17 protein-coding genes are annotated in these 16,587 nt (G+C 73.8%); 12 read left to right on the plus strand and 5 right to left on the minus strand.

Translation table 11 applies throughout. The features are described from left to right. Positions 1-47: 47 nt before the first annotated feature. Positions 48-416 (plus strand): universal stress protein, encoded by a 369-nt coding sequence (locus E1200_RS19665; RefSeq protein ID WP_279484677.1) that lies wholly within the window; start codon positions 48-50, stop codon positions 414-416. A 4-nt stretch (positions 417-420) separates the two neighbouring features. Next, positions 421-1,281, plus strand: coding sequence for a universal stress protein (locus E1200_RS19670; RefSeq protein ID WP_131953509.1), 861 nt, complete (start codon positions 421-423; stop codon positions 1,279-1,281). Between the two features lie 145 nt (positions 1,282-1,426). Here E1200_RS19670 and E1200_RS19675 read toward each other — a convergent pair whose 3' ends face one another. Together E1200_RS19675 and E1200_RS19680 are read right to left on the minus strand one after the other, a co-directional pair. Next, complete coding sequence (locus tag E1200_RS19675) at positions 1,427-1,648, minus strand: hypothetical protein (protein ID WP_131953510.1); 222 nt, start codon at positions 1,646-1,648, stop codon at positions 1,427-1,429. Further along, a complete protein-coding gene (locus tag E1200_RS19680) occupies positions 1,641-2,036 on the minus strand; it encodes a hypothetical protein (RefSeq protein WP_131953511.1) in 396 nt (131 codons plus the stop codon). Before E1200_RS19680 ends, E1200_RS19675 begins: the two co-directional genes overlap by 8 nt. Before the next feature lie 174 nt (positions 2,037-2,210). Between E1200_RS19680 and E1200_RS19685 the strand changes: the two genes are divergently transcribed. Continuing rightward, the gene (locus E1200_RS19685) at positions 2,211-3,074 is read left to right on the plus strand and encodes a universal stress protein (protein ID WP_131953512.1); all 864 of its coding nucleotides are present in this window, start codon (positions 2,211-2,213) and stop codon (positions 3,072-3,074) included. A gap of 15 nt (positions 3,075-3,089) precedes the next feature. Here the strand turns inward: E1200_RS19685 and E1200_RS19690 are convergent, their stop codons facing one another. Beyond that, positions 3,090-3,905, minus strand: a complete 816-nt coding sequence (locus E1200_RS19690; RefSeq protein ID WP_131953513.1) for an SAM-dependent methyltransferase — start codon at positions 3,903-3,905, stop codon at positions 3,090-3,092. A gap of 159 nt (positions 3,906-4,064) precedes the next feature. Between E1200_RS19690 and E1200_RS19695 the strand changes: the two genes are divergently transcribed. Then, entirely contained in the window at positions 4,065-4,628 is a 564-nt protein-coding gene (locus tag E1200_RS19695) for a GNAT family N-acetyltransferase (protein WP_131953514.1), read from the plus strand. Between the two features lie 11 nt (positions 4,629-4,639). After that, positions 4,640-5,227 carry a GNAT family N-acetyltransferase gene (locus tag E1200_RS19700; protein WP_131953515.1) on the plus strand — a complete coding sequence of 196 codons (588 nt, stop codon included), beginning with the start codon at positions 4,640-4,642 and terminating at the stop codon, positions 5,225-5,227. Positions 5,228-5,230: 3 nt separating this feature from the next. Here E1200_RS19700 and E1200_RS19705 read toward each other — a convergent pair whose 3' ends face one another. Beyond that, the gene (locus E1200_RS19705; protein WP_207933438.1) at positions 5,231-6,217 is read right to left on the minus strand and encodes an LLM class flavin-dependent oxidoreductase; all 987 of its coding nucleotides are present in this window, start codon (positions 6,215-6,217) and stop codon (positions 5,231-5,233) included. Between the two features lie 163 nt (positions 6,218-6,380). Between E1200_RS19705 and E1200_RS19710 the strand changes: the two genes are divergently transcribed. Genes E1200_RS19710 through E1200_RS34895 form a run of 7 tightly spaced genes read left to right on the plus strand, consistent with a single transcriptional unit; the run spans position 6,381 to position 14,712 of the window. Continuing rightward, positions 6,381-6,929: an RNA polymerase sigma factor gene (locus E1200_RS19710; RefSeq protein ID WP_131953516.1), complete on the plus strand. Its 549-nt coding sequence runs from the start codon at positions 6,381-6,383 to the stop codon at positions 6,927-6,929. Continuing rightward, positions 6,923-7,318 (plus strand): hypothetical protein, encoded by a 396-nt coding sequence (locus E1200_RS19715; protein WP_131953517.1) that lies wholly within the window; start codon positions 6,923-6,925, stop codon positions 7,316-7,318. Before E1200_RS19710 ends, E1200_RS19715 begins: the two co-directional genes overlap by 7 nt. Before the next feature lie 33 nt (positions 7,319-7,351). After that, a complete protein-coding gene (locus E1200_RS19720; protein ID WP_131953518.1) occupies positions 7,352-9,601 on the plus strand; it encodes an Hsp70 family protein in 2,250 nt (749 codons plus the stop codon). Then, a complete protein-coding gene (locus E1200_RS19725) occupies positions 9,598-11,673 on the plus strand; it encodes a dynamin family protein (protein WP_131953519.1) in 2,076 nt (691 codons plus the stop codon). The genes E1200_RS19720 and E1200_RS19725 overlap by 4 nt, the downstream gene beginning before the upstream one ends. Beyond that, on the plus strand, positions 11,670-12,218 hold the full coding sequence (locus E1200_RS19730) for a hypothetical protein (protein ID WP_131953520.1): 549 nt from the start codon (positions 11,670-11,672) through the stop codon (positions 12,216-12,218). The genes E1200_RS19725 and E1200_RS19730 overlap by 4 nt, the downstream gene beginning before the upstream one ends. Continuing rightward, positions 12,215-13,705: a dynamin family protein gene (locus tag E1200_RS19735; protein WP_131953521.1), complete on the plus strand. Its 1,491-nt coding sequence runs from the start codon at positions 12,215-12,217 to the stop codon at positions 13,703-13,705. Before E1200_RS19730 ends, E1200_RS19735 begins: the two co-directional genes overlap by 4 nt. Beyond that, positions 13,702-14,712 (plus strand): pentapeptide repeat-containing protein, encoded by a 1,011-nt coding sequence (locus E1200_RS34895; protein WP_131953522.1) that lies wholly within the window; start codon positions 13,702-13,704, stop codon positions 14,710-14,712. The genes E1200_RS19735 and E1200_RS34895 overlap by 4 nt, the downstream gene beginning before the upstream one ends. A 69-nt stretch (positions 14,713-14,781) precedes the next feature. Here the strand turns inward: E1200_RS34895 and E1200_RS19745 are convergent. Beyond that, positions 14,782-16,587, minus strand: a 1,806-nt coding sequence (locus tag E1200_RS19745) for an FAD-dependent oxidoreductase (RefSeq protein ID WP_207933439.1), incomplete at its 5' end; no start/stop codon positions are given.

Here is a 16,587-nt window from a genome sequence, read left to right on the forward strand (position 1 = left end):
ACACTCGACTAGTCGTCGTCAGCGTCAGATCTGTATAAGAGACAGGCATTGAGGGGGAGCCCGACGACGAGGCGGCCGTGCGCTGGGCCTTCGCGGAGGCCGCCGCCCGCGGCGCCGGGATCGTCGCGCTGCACGCCGTCGGCGGCGAGTTCTCGCCCCGCCGGCGCGTCATCGAGAACATGGAGCTGTCGGCGGCCGTCGCCGGGATGGCGCAGGAGTACCCGGACGTCCCTGTGCAGCCGCTGGTGTCCGACCGCACGGCGTCGCAGGCGCTGGTCGACGCGTCGGAGAAGGCCGCGCTGGTCGTGGTCGGCGCCCGCACCCGCAAGAGCCTGATCGGCATGGGGCTCGGGCGCGTCAACCACGTGGTCCTGCACCATTCCCGCTGCCCCGTCGTCCTCGTGCCCACGTCCTGACGCCGTGGCGGCGCTCACCAGGGTCCAGCGGCCGAACGTGCTGTTCGGCTACGACGGGACCGACGAGAACGACCCCGCGCTGGCCTGGGCCGTCGAGGAGGCGCGGCTGCGGGGCCTGGACCTCGTCATGTGCTACTGCTGGCACTGGCCCTACTCGTCGAGCCACGTGGACAGGGAGATCCAGACCGTTCTCGAACGGGCCGGGGAGAACCTCCTGCGGCGGGGCGCCGACCGGGCGCGCGAGCTCGGCGCGCCCGGGGAGGTGCGCACGCTGCTGCGGCGGGGACCGGTCTCCGAGGCGCTCGTCCGCGAGTCCGGCGACGCCGAGCTGATCGTGATCGGCTCGCACGAACGGCGCCGGGTGCCGCTCTGGTCGACGGCCGTGGAACTGCCGGCGCGGGCGCACCGGCCGGTCGTCGCGGTCCGCGGGCCCGCCGGAGCCGGCCCGGTCGTCGCGGGGGTGGACGGATCGGCGGGCGCGGCGGCGGCGCTCGGCTTCGCCGCCGAGGAGGCGCTGCTCCGGGACCGCGACCTGCACGTCGTCTACGGGGCCTGGGAGCCGCAGGCCGTGCCCGAGGCCGAGCTTCGCCTCTTCACCGACAAGGAACGGCTGGTCCAGGTGCGCACCGCGACGGTCGAGGACGCCGTCCGGCCCTGGCGGGAGCGCCACCCGAAGCTGGGCGTGCGGATCTCGGTGCTGCCCGCACGGCCTCGCGAGGCGCTGCTGGAAGCGGCGGCGGGGGCGGCGCTGGTCGTGGTCGGCGACCGGGGGACCGGGGGCGTGGACCAGCTGCTGCTCGGCGCCACCAGCTCCGCGATGCTGCACCACGCCGCGTGCACGGTCGCGATCGTCCCGCCGCCCTGACCTCCGGCGGGCCGGTGCTCAGGGCTCGATCGGGTGGTCGTCGAGCCGGGCCCACGCCGCGTCCCAGAGGCGCCAACGGTCCACGCGGCGCTTCATGTGCCTCCCGATCTCTGCTCCCGTCCTCCTGGGACGCGTCTCCCGTCCGTCACCCGCCCAGCGGGAGCAGGTCGGGCTCGGGCCGGGCCGCCGACACCGGGCCGCCCTCGGTGGCGCCGTCCCGGGCCGGGACCAGGCTGGTCTCCAGCGCCGCCGCCAGCGCGTTCACGGTCTCGCTCAGCAGGGCGACCCGCCGTTCCAGGACCGCCACGCGGTGCTCCAGCACCGGGATGGACGGCGTCGCGGACGCGCTGATGATCTGCCTAGGCATCGTGGAGCTCCTTCGTCTCGTCATGGCGCCGGGCCCCCGGCGCGGTGTCGCGCTGCCGCCTGCGGCGCGCCTCCCAGTACCCCGCCAGGTGCCCGACCCGCGCGCGCAGCCGCGCGGCGGCGAGGCCGATGGCCTCGGGCATCGTCGCGCCGGACGCGTAGGCGTTGACGGGCCGGCCGTTGAGATCGATCCGGACCGAGACCAGGTACGGGTGCGCCACGGCCGGGTCCCGCAGCTTGTTGAGGGTGACCTTCGCGTACAGGACCGGGCGCGGCGGGTGGGTCAGCACCCTGCCGATCGCCTCGCGGGCGCGCTCCACGTCGGCCGGAGACACGTCGTTGACGGTGGTGAACTGGATGTCGAGCCTTTCCTGTCCGGTGCCGGGCAACGGGGGCCTCCTTCTGCGGGATCTTCGTTCACCAACAGACTCCCGCGCCCGCGCGCGCGGCCGTAGGGACCTTGGTCACCTGACGTGCGGCCGGAGGGCCCGTCCGCCCGCGCCGGTGATAAGCGGCGCCGATGTGGGGACGTTCGTGCTGAACCCTCTCGAAGAGGAGAACCCATGTCCGAACCGATCGTCGTCGGCACCGACGGGTCCGGGGAGTCGGACCGCGCCGTCGACTGGGCCGCCGCGGAGGCCGCCCTCCGCGAACGCCCGCTGCGCATCGTCCACGCGGTTCCGGGCCGGTCCGCGACGGCCCTGTTCGCGGCGGCCGAGAAGGCCGGGCGCCTCGCCCGCGCCGGGCACGCCGTCGTGGACGCCGCCGGCGCACGGGTCCGCGACCGGTGGCCGGACGTCGAGACCACGACCGTCGTGGTCGAGGACGAGACGTCCGACGCGCTGCGGCGGCATTCGGAGGACGCGTTCGAGCTGGTGCTGGGCCGCCGCGGCCGCGGCGGGTTCGCCAGCCTGCTGCTCGGCTCCACGAGCCTGCGGATGGCGTCGCGCAGCGGCGTCCCGGTCGTCATCGTGCGCGGCGGCGAGGCCGGCGGCGAGGCCGGCGCCGAGGTCGTCGCGGGGATCGACCCGCGCAAGGAGACCGGCGCCGTCCTCGACTACGCCTTCGACGCGGCCGCGCGGCGCGGCGCCCGGCTCCGGGTCGTCCACGCGTGGCAGATGTCCACGACGCTCATCGACGCCGGCTACACCGCCGAGGACGCGGACCCCGGCCCGGAACTGCGGCGGCAGGTCGCCGCCGCGTGCGAGCCGCTGCAGCGCAGGTACCCGCAGGTGGACGCGGTCGGCCAGGTCGTGCTGGAGCACCCGGTGCAGGCCCTCACCGGGCCGTCCCGCACCGCGCGCCTCCTGGTGGTGGGCGCGCGCGAGCGCCGCTGGAGCTCCCCGCGCCTCGGGTCCACCGGGCACGGCGTCGTCCACCACGCGCAGTGCCCGGTGGCGGTCGTCCCGCCGCCGTCCCGCCGGTGAGGCCCGGCCTGACGGTCAGCCGGTCGTGGCCGGCTTCCGCGCGACGCCGCAGAACGCGGTGACCATCGGCGGCTCTCCCCAGGGCATCGCCTCCGGGCGCCACCGGGACACCGACACGACCCCCGGCTCCAGCAGCTCCAGGCCGTCGAAGTAGGTCGCGAGCTGCTCGGGCGTCCGGAGCTTGTAGGGGTCGCCGGCCTCGGCGCGGGTCCGCTCGGCCTCGGCGGCGGCGTCGGGGTTCACGGCGGCGGTGCCGTCCTCCAGGACCAGGTAGCTGCCGCCGGGCAGCGCGCCGACCAGCCGGTCGCGGATCGCCCGCGCCTCGTCGTCGTCCTCGATGTTGCCGAGGATGCCGAGCATCATCAGCCCGATGGGCCGGTCGAAGTCGAGCGTGCGGGCGGCGCGTTCGAGGATGTCGTCGGGGTTGCGGACGTCGGCGTCGATGTAGTCGCACTCGCCTTCCGGGGTGCTCGCCAGCAGCGCGCGGGCGTGCAGGAGCACCAGCGGGTCGTTGTCGACGTAGACGATGCGGCAGGCCGGGTCGACCCGCTGGGCGACCTCGTGGGTGTTGTCCACGGTCGGCAGGCCGGTGCCGATGTCGAGGAACTGCGTGACGCCCTCCTCGCCCGCCAGGTACCGCACCGCGCGCCCGAGGAAGGCCCGCGAGTGGCGCGCGACGTCCACGATCTCGGGGTACAGCTCGCGTACCTGGTCGCCCACCTGCCGGTCGATGGGATAATTGTCCTTTCCGCCCAGCCAGTAGTTCCACACCCGCGCGGAATGCGGAACGCCGGTGTCGAAGCCCGGTTCGGCGGACTGGTTCTCTCCCATGGGCGGCGCCCCTCCGGATCTCGGAAACGTTGCCGGAATTCTTCAATACGGCGCGCCCCTCGGCAACACGGCCGAAAAACCGTGCACTCCGCCCGCCGCGTACTTCTACGCTTGGAACGACGGCGAACGAGCATTTCCAATTCGAGACCGGGCGGCACGATGGACGGTTCACCTTCACCCGAGTTGCGGACGGAGCGGCTCGTGCTGCGGCACTGGCGGGACGGCGATCGCGAGCCGTTCGCCGCCCTGAACGCCGACCCCCGGGTCATGGAGCATTTTCCCGCCCGGCTCACCCGCGCGGAGAGCGACGCGCTGATCACGTCCATCGAGGCCCGTTTCGCCGAGGACGGCTTCGGCTTCTGGGCGCTGGAGGTCGCCGGCACCGGCGAGTTCATCGGGTTCACCGGCATTTCCGCCGTGCGCTTCCCGGCGCCCTTCACCCCCGCCGTCGAGATCGGCTGGCGGCTCGCCCGGTCCGTCTGGGGGCACGGCTACGCCTCCGAGGCCGCGCGGCGCGCGCTCCGCTTCGCCTTCGACGCCGGCCTCGACGAGGTGGTCTCCTTCACCGCCGTCGCCAACGTCAGGTCGCAGGCCGTCATGGAACGCATCGGCATGACCCGCGACCCCGCCGACGACTTCGACCACCCCCTCGTACCGGACGGCCACCGCCTGAAGCGCCACGTCCTGTACCGCGTGACCGGAGCGGGCCGGCCGGTCTCCTAGCCTGGGAGGCGATGACCGACACCACTGCGCGCCCCGCCGCGCCCGCCGACCTGCCCGCCATCGCCGACACCCTCGCGGACGCCTTCGCCGACTACCCCTGGACCCGCTGGACCGTCGCGGCCGACGACCACCCCCGCCGCCTGCGCGCGCTCCAGCTTTACTTCACCGAGCGCGTCGGCCTGCCCTACGGCCGCGTCTGGACCGCGGGCGGCAACGCGGCCGCCGCGGTCTGGACGACCCCGGACACCGACGTCCCGCCCGACGTGTTCACCGGCCCCGAACTGGCCGCCCTGTACGGCGACCGCGCCGCCCGCGCCGCCGAGGCCGAGGAGTTCCTCGCGCCGTACCGCCCGGTGCGGCCGAGCTGGTTCCTGGCCACCATCGGCGTCCGCTCGGACCGGCAGGGCCGCGGCCTGGGCGCCGCCGTCCTCGCCCCCGGCCTGGCCGAGGCCGACCGCACCGGCCACGACGCCTACCTGGAGACCGCCGACGAGCGCAACGTCCGCTTCTACGGGCGGTTCGGGTTCGAGGTGACGGCCGACGTCCACCTCCCCGGCGGCGGCCCCCGCACCTGGTGCATGACCCGCCCCGCGCGGTAGCCGTCACTCCCGGAGCGCGGGCAGGACCTCGGTTTCGAGGAGGCGCAGGCTCTCCCAGCCGACCTCCGGTGGAATCCCGCCCATCATCGGGTGCATCAGCCCGATCGCCAGGGGGCCCTTTGCGGCCAGCTCGTCGGCGAACTCGTCCGGCCGCAGCACGCGGTACTGCCCGGAGGCGCGGACGCCGGCCAGCGACTCCGCCGGCCGGTACACGTCGGCGGTGCCCGTCCCGGACTCGTGGATCCACCGGCCGTAGGCGTTGCTCTCGTGCAGGGCGTAGGGGCCGATCCGCCGCCACCCCTCCTCGACGTCGCGCGCCAGGTGGACGAACCCGGTGTCGCCGCCGAGGTACGGGCCGGGATCGGCGCGTCCGAGCCGGATCACCTCGTCCCGGTAGAACTCCCAGTGCGCGGCGTCGGTCGCCATGAACCCGATGCCGAGGCGGGCGGCGCGCCGCGCGGCGCCCTCGGAGCCGCCGCCCAGCTCCAGCGGCGGCCCGCCCGGCGTGTACGGCGCGGGCGTCACCCTGATCTCCCGTCCGCCGCGCTCGAACGGCCGCCCGGACCAGGCGTCGCGCAGCACCGCGACCGTCTCGACCGTCCGGCGGATCCGGTCGGAGATGGCGGCGCCGAACATCGCGAACTCAGACGGGACGTAGCCGGCGCCGACGACCAGGTCGAGCCGGCCGCGGGACAGGGTGTCGACGACGGCGGCGTCCTCGGCCAGCTTCACGGGGTCGTGGAACGCCGCGACCACCGCGGCGACGCGGATCCGCACGCGTTTCGTGCGCGCGGCCATCGCCGCCGCCATCGTGAGGGCGCTCGGCAGGTAGCCGTCCTCGGAGCCGTGGTGCTCGGAGAGGACGACGGTGTAGAAACCCATGCGGTCCGCCCACTCGGCCATGTCCAGCGCCGCCTCGTAGCGGTCGGCCATGCTCGTCCCCGCCTCCGCGGGATTCCGCAGATCGAACCGCATCACGAAGATCGCCACAACGCCCCTCCCGGCCCGGGCTCCCCTTGCGGGCGCCTCAATCTAGGCACCCGACCAGACACCCGTCCACCCCCCACTGGCCGCTACCGGACGCGATTCCGGTGATTGTTGACGTTTCAATGGGGTCGCTGTCATTTTTGACCTGTCCGGGGGATGGGGGGAGATGACGGCAAGCATCGCGGGGACCGACGATGACCTCGCGTGGCGCGCGGCCGAGGGGGAGCGTGCCGCGTTCGACGCCCTCATCGAGCGGCATCGAAGCGTCCTCATGAAGCTGTGCCTGCGTCTCACCGATGACGTAGGCGACGCGCAGGCCGCTTACCGGGCCACGGTGGCCGACGCACTGGCCGGTCTGAGATGTCGGCCGCCCGGGACGCGGCTCTCCGTCTGGCTCTACGGAACCGCCGCCCATGCCGCGCTCGCCGAGGCCAGGCTGAGGGCACGACACCCGGGCCCCGTGGGCGACGTGCTGGCGGGCGACGGCGAGGGCGAGAACGGTGAGGACGTCACCGGGCCGATGTCGACGGAACAGGCGATGCGCTACCTGCCGCCCGAGCATCGCGCGGCGCTTGCACTCCGTGAACTGGGCGGATGCGAGTACGTCGAGATCGCCGAGATCTTCGAGGCCTCCGAAGCGAAGATCAAGACCCGGGTGTCCCGGTCGCGGCAGGCCCTCCACGATCTGAAGTCCGGCGGACGGGGGCGATGGTGACCAGGCCGACCTACCTCAACATGTCCGCCTATCCCGATCTCGACCCGGACGAGCTGCCCGCCGAGGTCATCGAGCAGGTCCATGACTGGGTCGTCGACGTCGAGGTGCCGCCGTCGCTGGAGTGGACGCCGACGTCCTCCGTCGAGCCAGGGCCCGCCGACCCGGTGGAGGCGTCCGCCGCCGACTTCGACGACCAGCGTGCCTCCGACCTGGACGGCTTGGACGACGGCTTGGACGACCACTTGGACGACGACCTGGAAGACCACGCTGAAGACGACGCAGACGACGACTTCCACGACGACGCCCAAGACGACGAGTTCGACGGGGACGAGGAGTTCGGCCCGGGCGGGATCGGCTCCGCCGACGACCAGGACGACGACCTCGGCTGAAAACGGATCGTGCATAACGGGAAGGGGGCGCCCGTGCCGGAGCCGGTCCTGGCGATCGACTACGGGACGACCACGATGTCCGCGGTCCTGAGGGACGCGGACGGTGCGGTGACGACGATCAAGGACCCGGTGATGCGCCGCGGCTCCCGTCCCTCGGCGGTGTTCCTGGACGGGGAGCGCCTTCTCACCGGCCGGGCCGCCGAGAAGGCGGGCGATCGCGAACCCGCGGCGTACCGCGCCGGTGTCCGAGGCGCCCTTGGCCGCGGCCGGGCGCCGCTGATCCTGCGCGGGCGAGCCTTCACCGCCGTGGAACTCGTCGCGGCGTCGCTGGCGGCCGTCCGCGAGCAGGCGCTGAGGAGAGCGGGCGGGCCCGTGGAACGGGCGGTGCTGACCGTCCCGGCGGCGTACTGCACCGACACCGATCCGCGCTGGCGGCTCATGATCGAGGCGGGGGAGCGCGCGGGGTTCCGCGATGTGGAACTGCTGGCCGAACCCCTCGCCGCCGCCATGGCGCCCATGAAGGGCGGCCGGTTCGAACCCGGCGGCCTGGTCCTGGTGTACGACTTCGGCGGTGCCACGTTCGACGCCTCCCTGGTCCGGCTCGCCGGGCCCGGCGAGCCCGCCCCGCGGCTGCTGGGCTGGCGGTCGCTGGACGACTGCGGCGGCCGGGACCTGGACGTGCGCCTCGCCGCCCGGATACGCGGGGCCGGCGGTGGATGGCTGGAGTACGAGTTGCTGTCGCAGGTCCCGGGCCCGGGCTGGGAACGGCGCGCGTCGAGCCTGCTGATCCAGCACGCCCGGCGGGTCCGGCACCTGCTGACCGTGCGGGAGCGGGTCGACCACAGGATCGTCGAGGGCGGCACCGTCTACACGGTGACGCGGGCCGATCTCGCCGCCGCCGCCACCGCGGACGTCATGCGCACCGTCGACTGCTGCAGGGACCTGCTCTCCCGGCACGGTGTGGCGCCCGGCGAGCTGGCCGGCGTTCTGCTCACCGGCGGTGCGGCCGCGATGCCGCTGGTGGCCGAGACCGTCGCCGAGCGGCTCGGCGTCGCCTGCCGGTTCGCGGCCGACCCGGTGACGGCGGTCGCCGTGGGCGCGACCGCCTGGGCGCGGACGGCGGCGCAACGCACGGTCGTCGGCGATCCCGGCCCGCCGGACGTCGAACCGCTCCGTTGGGAGTTCCCCACCGGCAGCGCGACGGTCGTGCGGTGGCTGATGCAGAGGTCCGTCCCCTACACGGCCGGAGAAGCCCTGGTGCGGTTGCGCCTGGCGGACGGCGCCCTCTGGGAGCTGCTGGCGGAGCGCCCGGGCGCGCTGGTGCAGACCCTCGCCGATCCCGGAACGGAGATCGCCTCGGGCGCCTGGCTGGCGATGGCCCGGCCGTCCGGCCGGCTCTTCGAACGACCGGGGCCCGTCACCGCCCTGGTGTTCGGGGGCGGGGACCTGCTGGCGTCCGGGCACCCTGACGGCCGGGTGGTGATCCGGCGGGCCGGTGACGGCGAGGTCGTCGAAGAGATCCGGTTCCCGGCGGAGATCCTGGACTTGGCCTTCGACGCGAGGGGCGGCCTGCTCGCCGTCGCGGCCGGGAACGGCCGGGTGTACGTACGCGGGACGGCGGGAGGCACCGGACTGCCCGTGCTGTATCACGGGCGGGATCTGCGGCGGGTCGCGCTCAGCGCCGACGGCCGGATGCTCGCCCTTTGCGGGGGCGAGGAACTGGTCGTCCACCACCTGCCCCTCGACGGAACGGTATACGACCGGATCTCCGACTGGTACGGGCTGGCGGCGGCCGCCTTCAGCCCCGACGGGACGATGGTGGCGGCGGTCTCCTTGCACGGCCGGGTCAGGGTATGGCGGTTGCCCGAACGGGACCGGTCCCGGCGCGCGGAGCCGGCGGATGGGACGGACGGCCTCGTGATCGACCAGTACGACTACGGCGCGGGTGAAGTCGCGTTCGGCCCCGGTGGAGCGGTGGCCATCGGCGGCCGGATGGGCCTGCGCGTCCGCCACGTACGCGACGGCGGGGAGCACGCCGCTCAGGTGCACAAGGAGCCCGTGACCCGGGTGGCCTTCAGCCCCGGCGGACGGCTGGTCGCGAGCGCGGGCGCCGATGGAATCGTCCGGATCCAGGCACTGCGGACGATGGGCGAAAGGGAGCCGGTGCAGGCTTTGCAGCGCGACCGGCCCATCGCCGCGCTGGCGCTGGGTCCGGATGGGCGGCTGGCCGTGGGCGACGAGGACGGGCTCGACGTGCACGGGCTCAAGGGGCGGACTGAGTGACCAACGGGAGGGACGGGCGGATGCGCGGTTTCGAGGCGGTCAGGTCGGACGTACTGGACGTGCTGGAGCGGCTCCGGTCGCTGGCGCGGCAGCAGAAGGCGGACGCGGGGGGCGAGCGGCTGGCCGACGCCGAGCACCGGCTGCGGGACGGGAGGCTGACCGTCCTGGTGTGCGGAGAGTTCAAGCGAGGCAAGTCCACGCTGCTCAACGCCCTGCTGGAGGAGGACCCCGAGCTCTTTCCGACGGGCACCACCTACGCCACGAACGTGACCACGACGGTGTTCTGGGGCGCTCCGGAACTGATCACCGCCGTGATGGCCGTCAAGGAAGCCGACCCGGAGCAGGCCAAGGACAAGAAGGGCAAGGGCGGCAAGACCAAGGGAAAGAAGGGGAAGGCCGAGGGCGAGCGGGCCGAGGACGGCGAGACCGAGCCGACGGTGCAGGTGTTCGAGCGCACCATCCCCCGGCGGGAGGACATCGGCCGGTACGTCACCGAGTCGGGGAACCCCGGCAACGAGCAGCGGGTCATCGGACTGCGCATCCGGACCGCGAACCCGCGGCTGGAGTCCGGCCTGGCCTTCATCGACACACCCGGCGTGGGCGGGGTGTTCGACGAGCACACGGCGGCGACGCTGGGGGTCGTCCCGGCCGCCCACGCGGTCCTGTTCGTCACCGACACCACGCAGCCGCTCACCGCCAGCGAGCTGCGCTTCCTGGAGTACGTGGTGCGGGCCGCCGAGATCGGGGACGACCCGGACGCCCTGCTCGGGGTGGTGACGCGCGTCGACCAGGTCACCGACCCCGGTGAGTACGTGGCGGCGCTGCGCGCCCGGCTGGCCGAGCTGACCGGGCGGCCCGATCCGGTCGTGGTCCCGGTCTCCAGCCTCGCCAAGCTCCGCCACATGACCGGCGGCGGCGAGACCGACCTGCGCGTCAGCAACTTCTCCGAGCTGGAACGCGTGCTGTGGGCCGCGCTGGGGCGGCGCCGCGCCCGGCTCCTGCTCGGCGACGCGCTGGACGAGGCGCGCGCGGTGGCCGAAGGCATGCTCCGCCCGCTGGAGGCGGCGCAGGAGGCGCTCGCGGACCAGTCGGCCGAGCGCCGGGCCGAGCTCCGGGCCAAGGCGCAGGAGGCACGCGACCGCCTGGCGGAACTGCAGAACGCGTCGTTCTGGCGCGGGCAGCTGGAGCAGGAGTTCGCCATGGTCCGCCGCGGTCTGGACGAGTACGGCGCGAGTGAGCTCGATGACGTCTGGGACAAGTTCGAGAAGGAGTACCTGCACGACTCCGAACTCCTCAAGAACCCGGAGAAGCTCACGGAGCGGCTCGCCGCGGACGCGACGCTGGTGGCGTCGCGTGTCGTGGCGGAGGCGCAGAGCGCTTCCGCGAAAGCCCTGGACGCGTTCGTGCGCCGGCACGGAATGCCGCTGGTGGGCCGGAGCTTCGAGGCCGCCATCCGCCTTCCCCACCATCACGGCGACGTCGCCGGGGCCGGCGAGCGTCCTCCCGGTGCGTGGCTGCGGGTGGCGCGCGACATGGCGGTCGGAGCGGGGGTCGGGGCTACGGCCGGGGCACTCCTCGGACCGGTCGGCGCGGCGGTCGGATCGGTCGTCGGGCTGGTCGCCGGCACCGTCAGCGGCGTGCGCCGCCTCGTGCGGAACGTCAAGGCCGTTCAGCGGCAGGCGCTGCGCAAGGAGCTGGCACCGGTGCGGCGGAAGCAGATGAGCCGGCTGAAGAGTGCGACCGCCGAATTGATGGCGGACCACATCCGGGCCGCGACCACCGAGTTGTCGGTGCGGATCCGGCAGGAACGGGAGAGCGCGCAGGCGGCCCTCGACCGGCTGGAGGCGGCGGAGAAGGTCGTTCGCGGCGACCTTGAGCGGGAGCGCGCCGTCCTGGTTCGCGAGACCGAGCCCCTGCGGACGCTCCTGGCCTCGGTCGACCGCCTGTCGGCGGAGGCGTCGCTCCTGGGCTCGGCCGGTGCGCCCGCGCCGGATGCGCGGCCGTCCACCAGCCCGTCCGCCGGCCCCTCCGCCGGTGGGGCGCGGCCCGACGGTGACTGGGCGGACGAGTGAGCGCGACGTCCCGGACGGCCCGCCTGGTGGCCGGCGTGCCGGAGACGCTGCTGGCGCGGCAGCTCATGCCGCGGCTTTCGGCGGTCGGCTGGCCGATCCCGGTCCGGAAGAGGTACGGCGGTGCGGAGCCTCCGGTGGTCGCTCTGCGGCTGCCGCTGTACGAGTTCGCACGGGAGGGCCGCGGCCCGACCACCCTGTATCCGCCGTTCGCCGCGCTGACGCTGCGCTGGGACGACGGCCTTCCCGTCGAGTACGCCGACTTCGGGTTCACCCGCCCCTGGCCCGAGGCCGGCGGGCCGCGCAAGCCTGCCGGTACGTTCCCGCACCCGGAGGTCCGCGGCGACCTGGCGGCCTACAAACGCGACCGCGCCCACCTGTACGGCCTCTACGACCGCCTGTGCGACTCCCTCCGCGACGGGACGCCGTTCCGTGACGCGGAGGAGTTCGCGGTGCTGCTGCGCCGCCTGGTCGAACCCGGCTTGGAGCCGTACTACCGCGGTCTGGGCGAGCGGTTCTTCTCGAACTTCCTGGGGTCGGCGGATTGAAGCTGGATGAGGCGTTCGCGGCGGCGCGCGCAACCTTGGACGGCGAGGACGCGACCTTCCTCACCGGCCTGCGCGAGCGGCTGGACGAGCGGATGCGGGTGGTGCTGCTCGGCCGGGTCAGCGCCGGCAAGTCGACGCTGACCAACGCCCTGCTCGGCGGACTCGAACTGCCGACCGGCAGGCTGGAGGTGACGTTCAACGTCAACTGGCTGCGGTACGGCTCGAAACCGTCCCTCACGGTCCACTACCGGGACGGGCGCCCGCCCGTGCAGCGGCCGGTCGAGGACCTGCGACGACTGGCCGCCCGCGCCGACGACGACCCGGACCTGCAGGCCGAGTTGCGCGCCATCGAGCACCTGGTCGTGACCGTCCCGCATCCGGCGCTGCGCGACTTCGACCTGATCGACACCCCGGGCCTGGACTCCCGGCACGCCGAAGACTCCGCCAACACCCTGCACTTCCTCGGCCGCGAGGAGGGCGACGGCGCGGGCGGCACGGCGGCGGGGCGCGCCTCCCAGGCCGACGCGTTCATCTACGTCCTCGTGCGGGGCCAGCACCACGACGAGCGTTCGATGCTGCTGGACCTCCAGTCTTCCGAGGTGAGCGGGTTCGGGCCGATGAACACCGTCGGCGTCCTCAACCGGGTCGAGGGGCTCTGGACCCCTGGGGCCGCCGACTTCATGGCGACGGGCCGCGAGGCGGCCGGGACGCTGCTGCGCAGCGCCGGCCTCCAGCGCGTCGTCCTGGACCTGATCCCGGTCGCGGTGAAGACCGCGGCCGCCGCGGAACGGCTGGACGAGGCCGGTCTCGCCGATCTCCAGACCCTGGCCAAGCTCGGGGTCCCGCGGGTCAGGGAGATGCTCGCCTACGCCTCCGAGTTCCCCAGGCAGGAGGGCACCGGGCTCACCCCCGGGCGCCGCCTCGCCCTCGTGGAGACCTTCACCCAGGCGGGGATCGACATGGCGGTCACATTGATCGACGAGGGCGCCGACACGGTCGAGGGACTGCGCACCGAAATGGTCGAGCGCACCGGACTCGGGCCCCTGCGCCGGACGCTGGTCGGCCATTTCGGCGGCCGCTCCCGGCTGATCAAGGCCGACCAGGTCTTCCGGCAGGTCCGCCTCCTCGAAAGGGACGGCGCCGGCCCCGGCGTGAACGCGGTCCTGCGGGCGTTCCGGGCCGCCGAACTGGCCGCGGCGCCGGACTTCCACCGGCTCCGCCTCGCCCGCGCCTGCTATGACGGCGCCCTCGACCTCCCCGCCGAGGACATCGCGGAGATCCTCGCGCTGGCGGGCGAGCGGGACGGCCCCGGCCCCGCGTCGCCCGAGGCCCCGCGGGGCGTGCGGCTGGAAGAGGCCCGGCGCCGTCGCGACGCGTGGGCCGCCCGGACGCTGGAACCGCACGCGGGCACCACGCGCTGGGCCGTCCAGACGATGGTCGAACTGTACGAGGACCTCATCCATCTGCTCGACGGAGGCGACGCATGAGCGCCCGGCGCGTCACGGCCCTGATCGCCATGGCGGCGGTGGTCGCCCTTCTGCTCGCCTTCATCGTCCTCGGACCGATGGCGCGCTGGCTGCTGGAGGACGTCAACGGCGTGCGCGGGCTGCAGGGCAAGGAGCTCGCCGCCGCGCTCAACGGCGTCCGGGGCACCATGCTCACCCTCTTCACCGGCCTGCTCGCCGCGGTCGCGGTCGTCTTCACGGCCAGCAACGCCGCGTCCGCCCGCCGCAGCGCGCGGGCCACCCAGCGCAGCGCCGAAGCCGCGTTGCGCTCAGCGGAGATCGCCGAGCAGGGGCAGCTGCGCACGTTCGCGCTGGCGCAGGAGAGCCACCGGCGGACCGTCGAGCTCACCGAGCAGGGCCAGGTGACCGACCGGTACACGCGGGCGATCGAGCAGCTCGGAGCCGACAACCTCGACGTCCGGATCGGCGGCATCTACGCGCTCGAACGCATCGCCCGGGACTCGCCCCGCGACCATCCAACGGTCGTCGCCGTGCTGGCCGCCTTCGTCCGCGAGCACTCGCACGATCCGGACGCGCACGGTTCCGCCGGGCCGCGGGGCCGCAACCGGATCCGGCCCGACCTGCAGGCGGCGCTCACCGTCGTCGGGCGCCGCTCGGCCGAGCACGACACCGACCGGCTCGACCTCGGCGGAGCGGATCTGACTCATGCCGACCTGGCGGGCGTCCGCATGGCCGGGGCCAACCTCAACTGGACGGACCTGTCCGGCGCTAACTTGGCCGATGCCGACCTGAGCGAGGCGGACCTCATCCACGCCAAGCTGCCAGGCGCCGACCTGTCGGGGGCGAACCTGACCGAGGCGAACCTCCGGTCCGCCGACCTGTCCGGGGCCCGCTGCGTCGGCGCGGACCTGACCGGCACGTTCCTCGACGCCGCCGAGCTCGGCGGCGCCGACCTGACCGGGGTGACGGGGCCGGGTGCCGAGCAGATCCGGCAGCGGGCGAGGACCGATGAGCACACCCGGCTGTGAGGTGCCGCACCGGTGGTCCTGCTCCCGCCGCTGAGAGAGGCGGGCCCCGTCCCGATATCGCCGGGACCCTCACATCGTGTCGAACAGGTTGGGGTGGCCCGCGCGGAAGCGGTGGGCGTCGATCTGCTTGAGGCCGTCCAGTTCCGGTGGCTGGTAGAGGGGCCATATCTGGACGCGCTCGGCGGGGGAGCCGGCCGCGTCCAGCAGCGCGTTGACGGCCGCGCGGCCGGACTCGTTCGCGCCCTCCATGGTGGCCAGGTCGACGCCGGTGCGGACGAAGTCGCCCGCCATGAACAGGTTCGGGACGCCCGTACGGGCGTGCGGCCGCTTCCGCCAGCTCCCGACCGTGTTGACCATGAGGGGCTCGTCGTTGGAGTTGCGCCCGGCGGCCGGGTCCCAGCTGATGGCCGGGTCGAGGAACCACGAGTGGACGAGGTCGTCGGGCAGGACGGACCGGCCGGTGTCCTCCAGATGGTCCTTCATCTGCGCCCACGCCTCCCTGGCGACCTGGGCGGGGCTGCACCGCTTCGCCGGCTTGCCGTACACGATCCCCGGGGTGTCCCAGTCGGAGATGTCCAGCGACAGGGAGTCGACGACGTTCCCGTCTCCGTAGTCGGCAGGGATGTCCCGGTCCCACAGCCGGCTCTGCAGGACGGCGGTGAGCTGCCACGGCGAGTCCATGAAGTTGACCTCCTGCGGGATGCCGTCCGGGGTGCGGCGCAGGAAGAACTGCAGGCCGTTCATCCACTCGGTGTGCAGATCCTTGATCGACTCCAGTGAGGGGTCCAGGGCCAGCACGTCGGGGGACAGCAGCGCCCGCGCCCGCTCGACCGGCATCGCGCTGACGAACCAGTCGGCGTCGGCGGTGCGGCGCCGGCCCGCCGCGTCCACCAGCCGGACGGACCGCACGCGGCCCGACGCGATCTCCAGGGCCTCGGCCGTCTGCCCGACCTCGAACCGCACCCCCAGGTCGCGCAGATGGCTCACCCAGGGGTCGATCCACGCCTCGTTGGTGGGCGCGTTCAGCATCCGGGCGAGGCCGCCGTCGGCGCCGAGGCCGATGCCCGACAGCAGGAACGCCTGGCCCATGGCGCCGACCGTCTTGGTGCTGGCGACCTGCTCCTTGACTGCGACCAGCCCGCGCGTGAGGAACCGCGCCACGATCGCCCGGTAGTCCTCGGACTTGCCCTCCGCCCGGATGTACTCCCACCACGGGACGTTCTCCCACTGCCCCAGCCGCCGCTCGTCGCTGCTCGTCACGTACACGATGAAGCGGTTGACGAACAGGGCGAGCTCGTCCGGCGGGAGGGCGCCCGCCTGCTCGGCCAGGCCCGTCAGCGTCTCCTTGAGGACCTCCAGGTCCAGGCCGCCGCCGCCCGGCCCGGTCAGCTCCGGCACGATGATGTCGGAGCGGCCGCCGTTGCGGGAGATCCGCGTCGACGAGAGCGGGAACATGTTGTCGTGGACGCCGTTGGCGTTGCCCGGGAACGGCGTCCGCCGCATCGAGTCGGGGACGTTTCGGTAGAAGCCGGGGAAGAACCGGAAACCGTGCTCGCCCTGCAGGTCCTTCCGCCCGCCCTTGCCGGTGCCCTCGACCGGGATGCTCCGGGCCTTGCCGCCGAGGGCCTTGCGCTCGAAGACGGTCACCTCGAAGCCCCGCTCGGCCAACTCGTGCGCGGCGGCCAGGCCGGACATGCCGCCGCCCAGGACGGCCGCCTTCCGTCTCGTTCCGGGCGCCGCGTGGGCGGGCGCGGTGGGCAGCAGCGCCGCCGCGCCCACCGCGGCCGTGCCGTACAGCATCCGCCGCCGGGTGATGCCGTCCTGTGCCGGGTGCTCATCGGGCATGATCGCCGTCCTCGGGGGTCGGGGTGGGGG

Source organism: Actinomadura sp. GC306 (assembly GCF_004348665.1).
Taxonomy (GTDB): Bacteria; Actinomycetota; Actinomycetes; order Streptosporangiales; family Streptosporangiaceae; genus Spirillospora.

What these genes read in the sequence shown, in the direction of transcription:
- E1200_RS19700 (WP_131953515.1), top strand. Translation starts at nt 4,640, where the DNA reads ATGACCGACACCACTGCGCGCCCCGCCGCGCCCGCCGACCTGCCCGCC.
- E1200_RS19710 (WP_131953516.1), top strand. Translation starts at nt 6,381, where the DNA reads ATGACGGCAAGCATCGCGGGGACCGACGATGACCTCGCGTGGCGCGCG.
- E1200_RS19695 (WP_131953514.1), top strand. Translation starts at nt 4,065, where the DNA reads ATGGACGGTTCACCTTCACCCGAGTTGCGGACGGAGCGGCTCGTGCTG.
- E1200_RS34895 (WP_131953522.1), top strand. Translation starts at nt 13,702, where the DNA reads ATGAGCGCCCGGCGCGTCACGGCCCTGATCGCCATGGCGGCGGTGGTC.
- E1200_RS19675 (WP_131953510.1), bottom strand. Translation starts at nt 1,648, where the DNA reads ATGCCTAGGCAGATCATCAGCGCGTCCGCGACGCCGTCCATCCCGGTG.
- E1200_RS19685 (WP_131953512.1), top strand. Translation starts at nt 2,211, where the DNA reads ATGTCCGAACCGATCGTCGTCGGCACCGACGGGTCCGGGGAGTCGGAC.
- E1200_RS19715 (WP_131953517.1), top strand. Translation starts at nt 6,923, where the DNA reads ATGGTGACCAGGCCGACCTACCTCAACATGTCCGCCTATCCCGATCTC.
- E1200_RS19690 (WP_131953513.1), bottom strand. Translation starts at nt 3,905, where the DNA reads ATGGGAGAGAACCAGTCCGCCGAACCGGGCTTCGACACCGGCGTTCCG.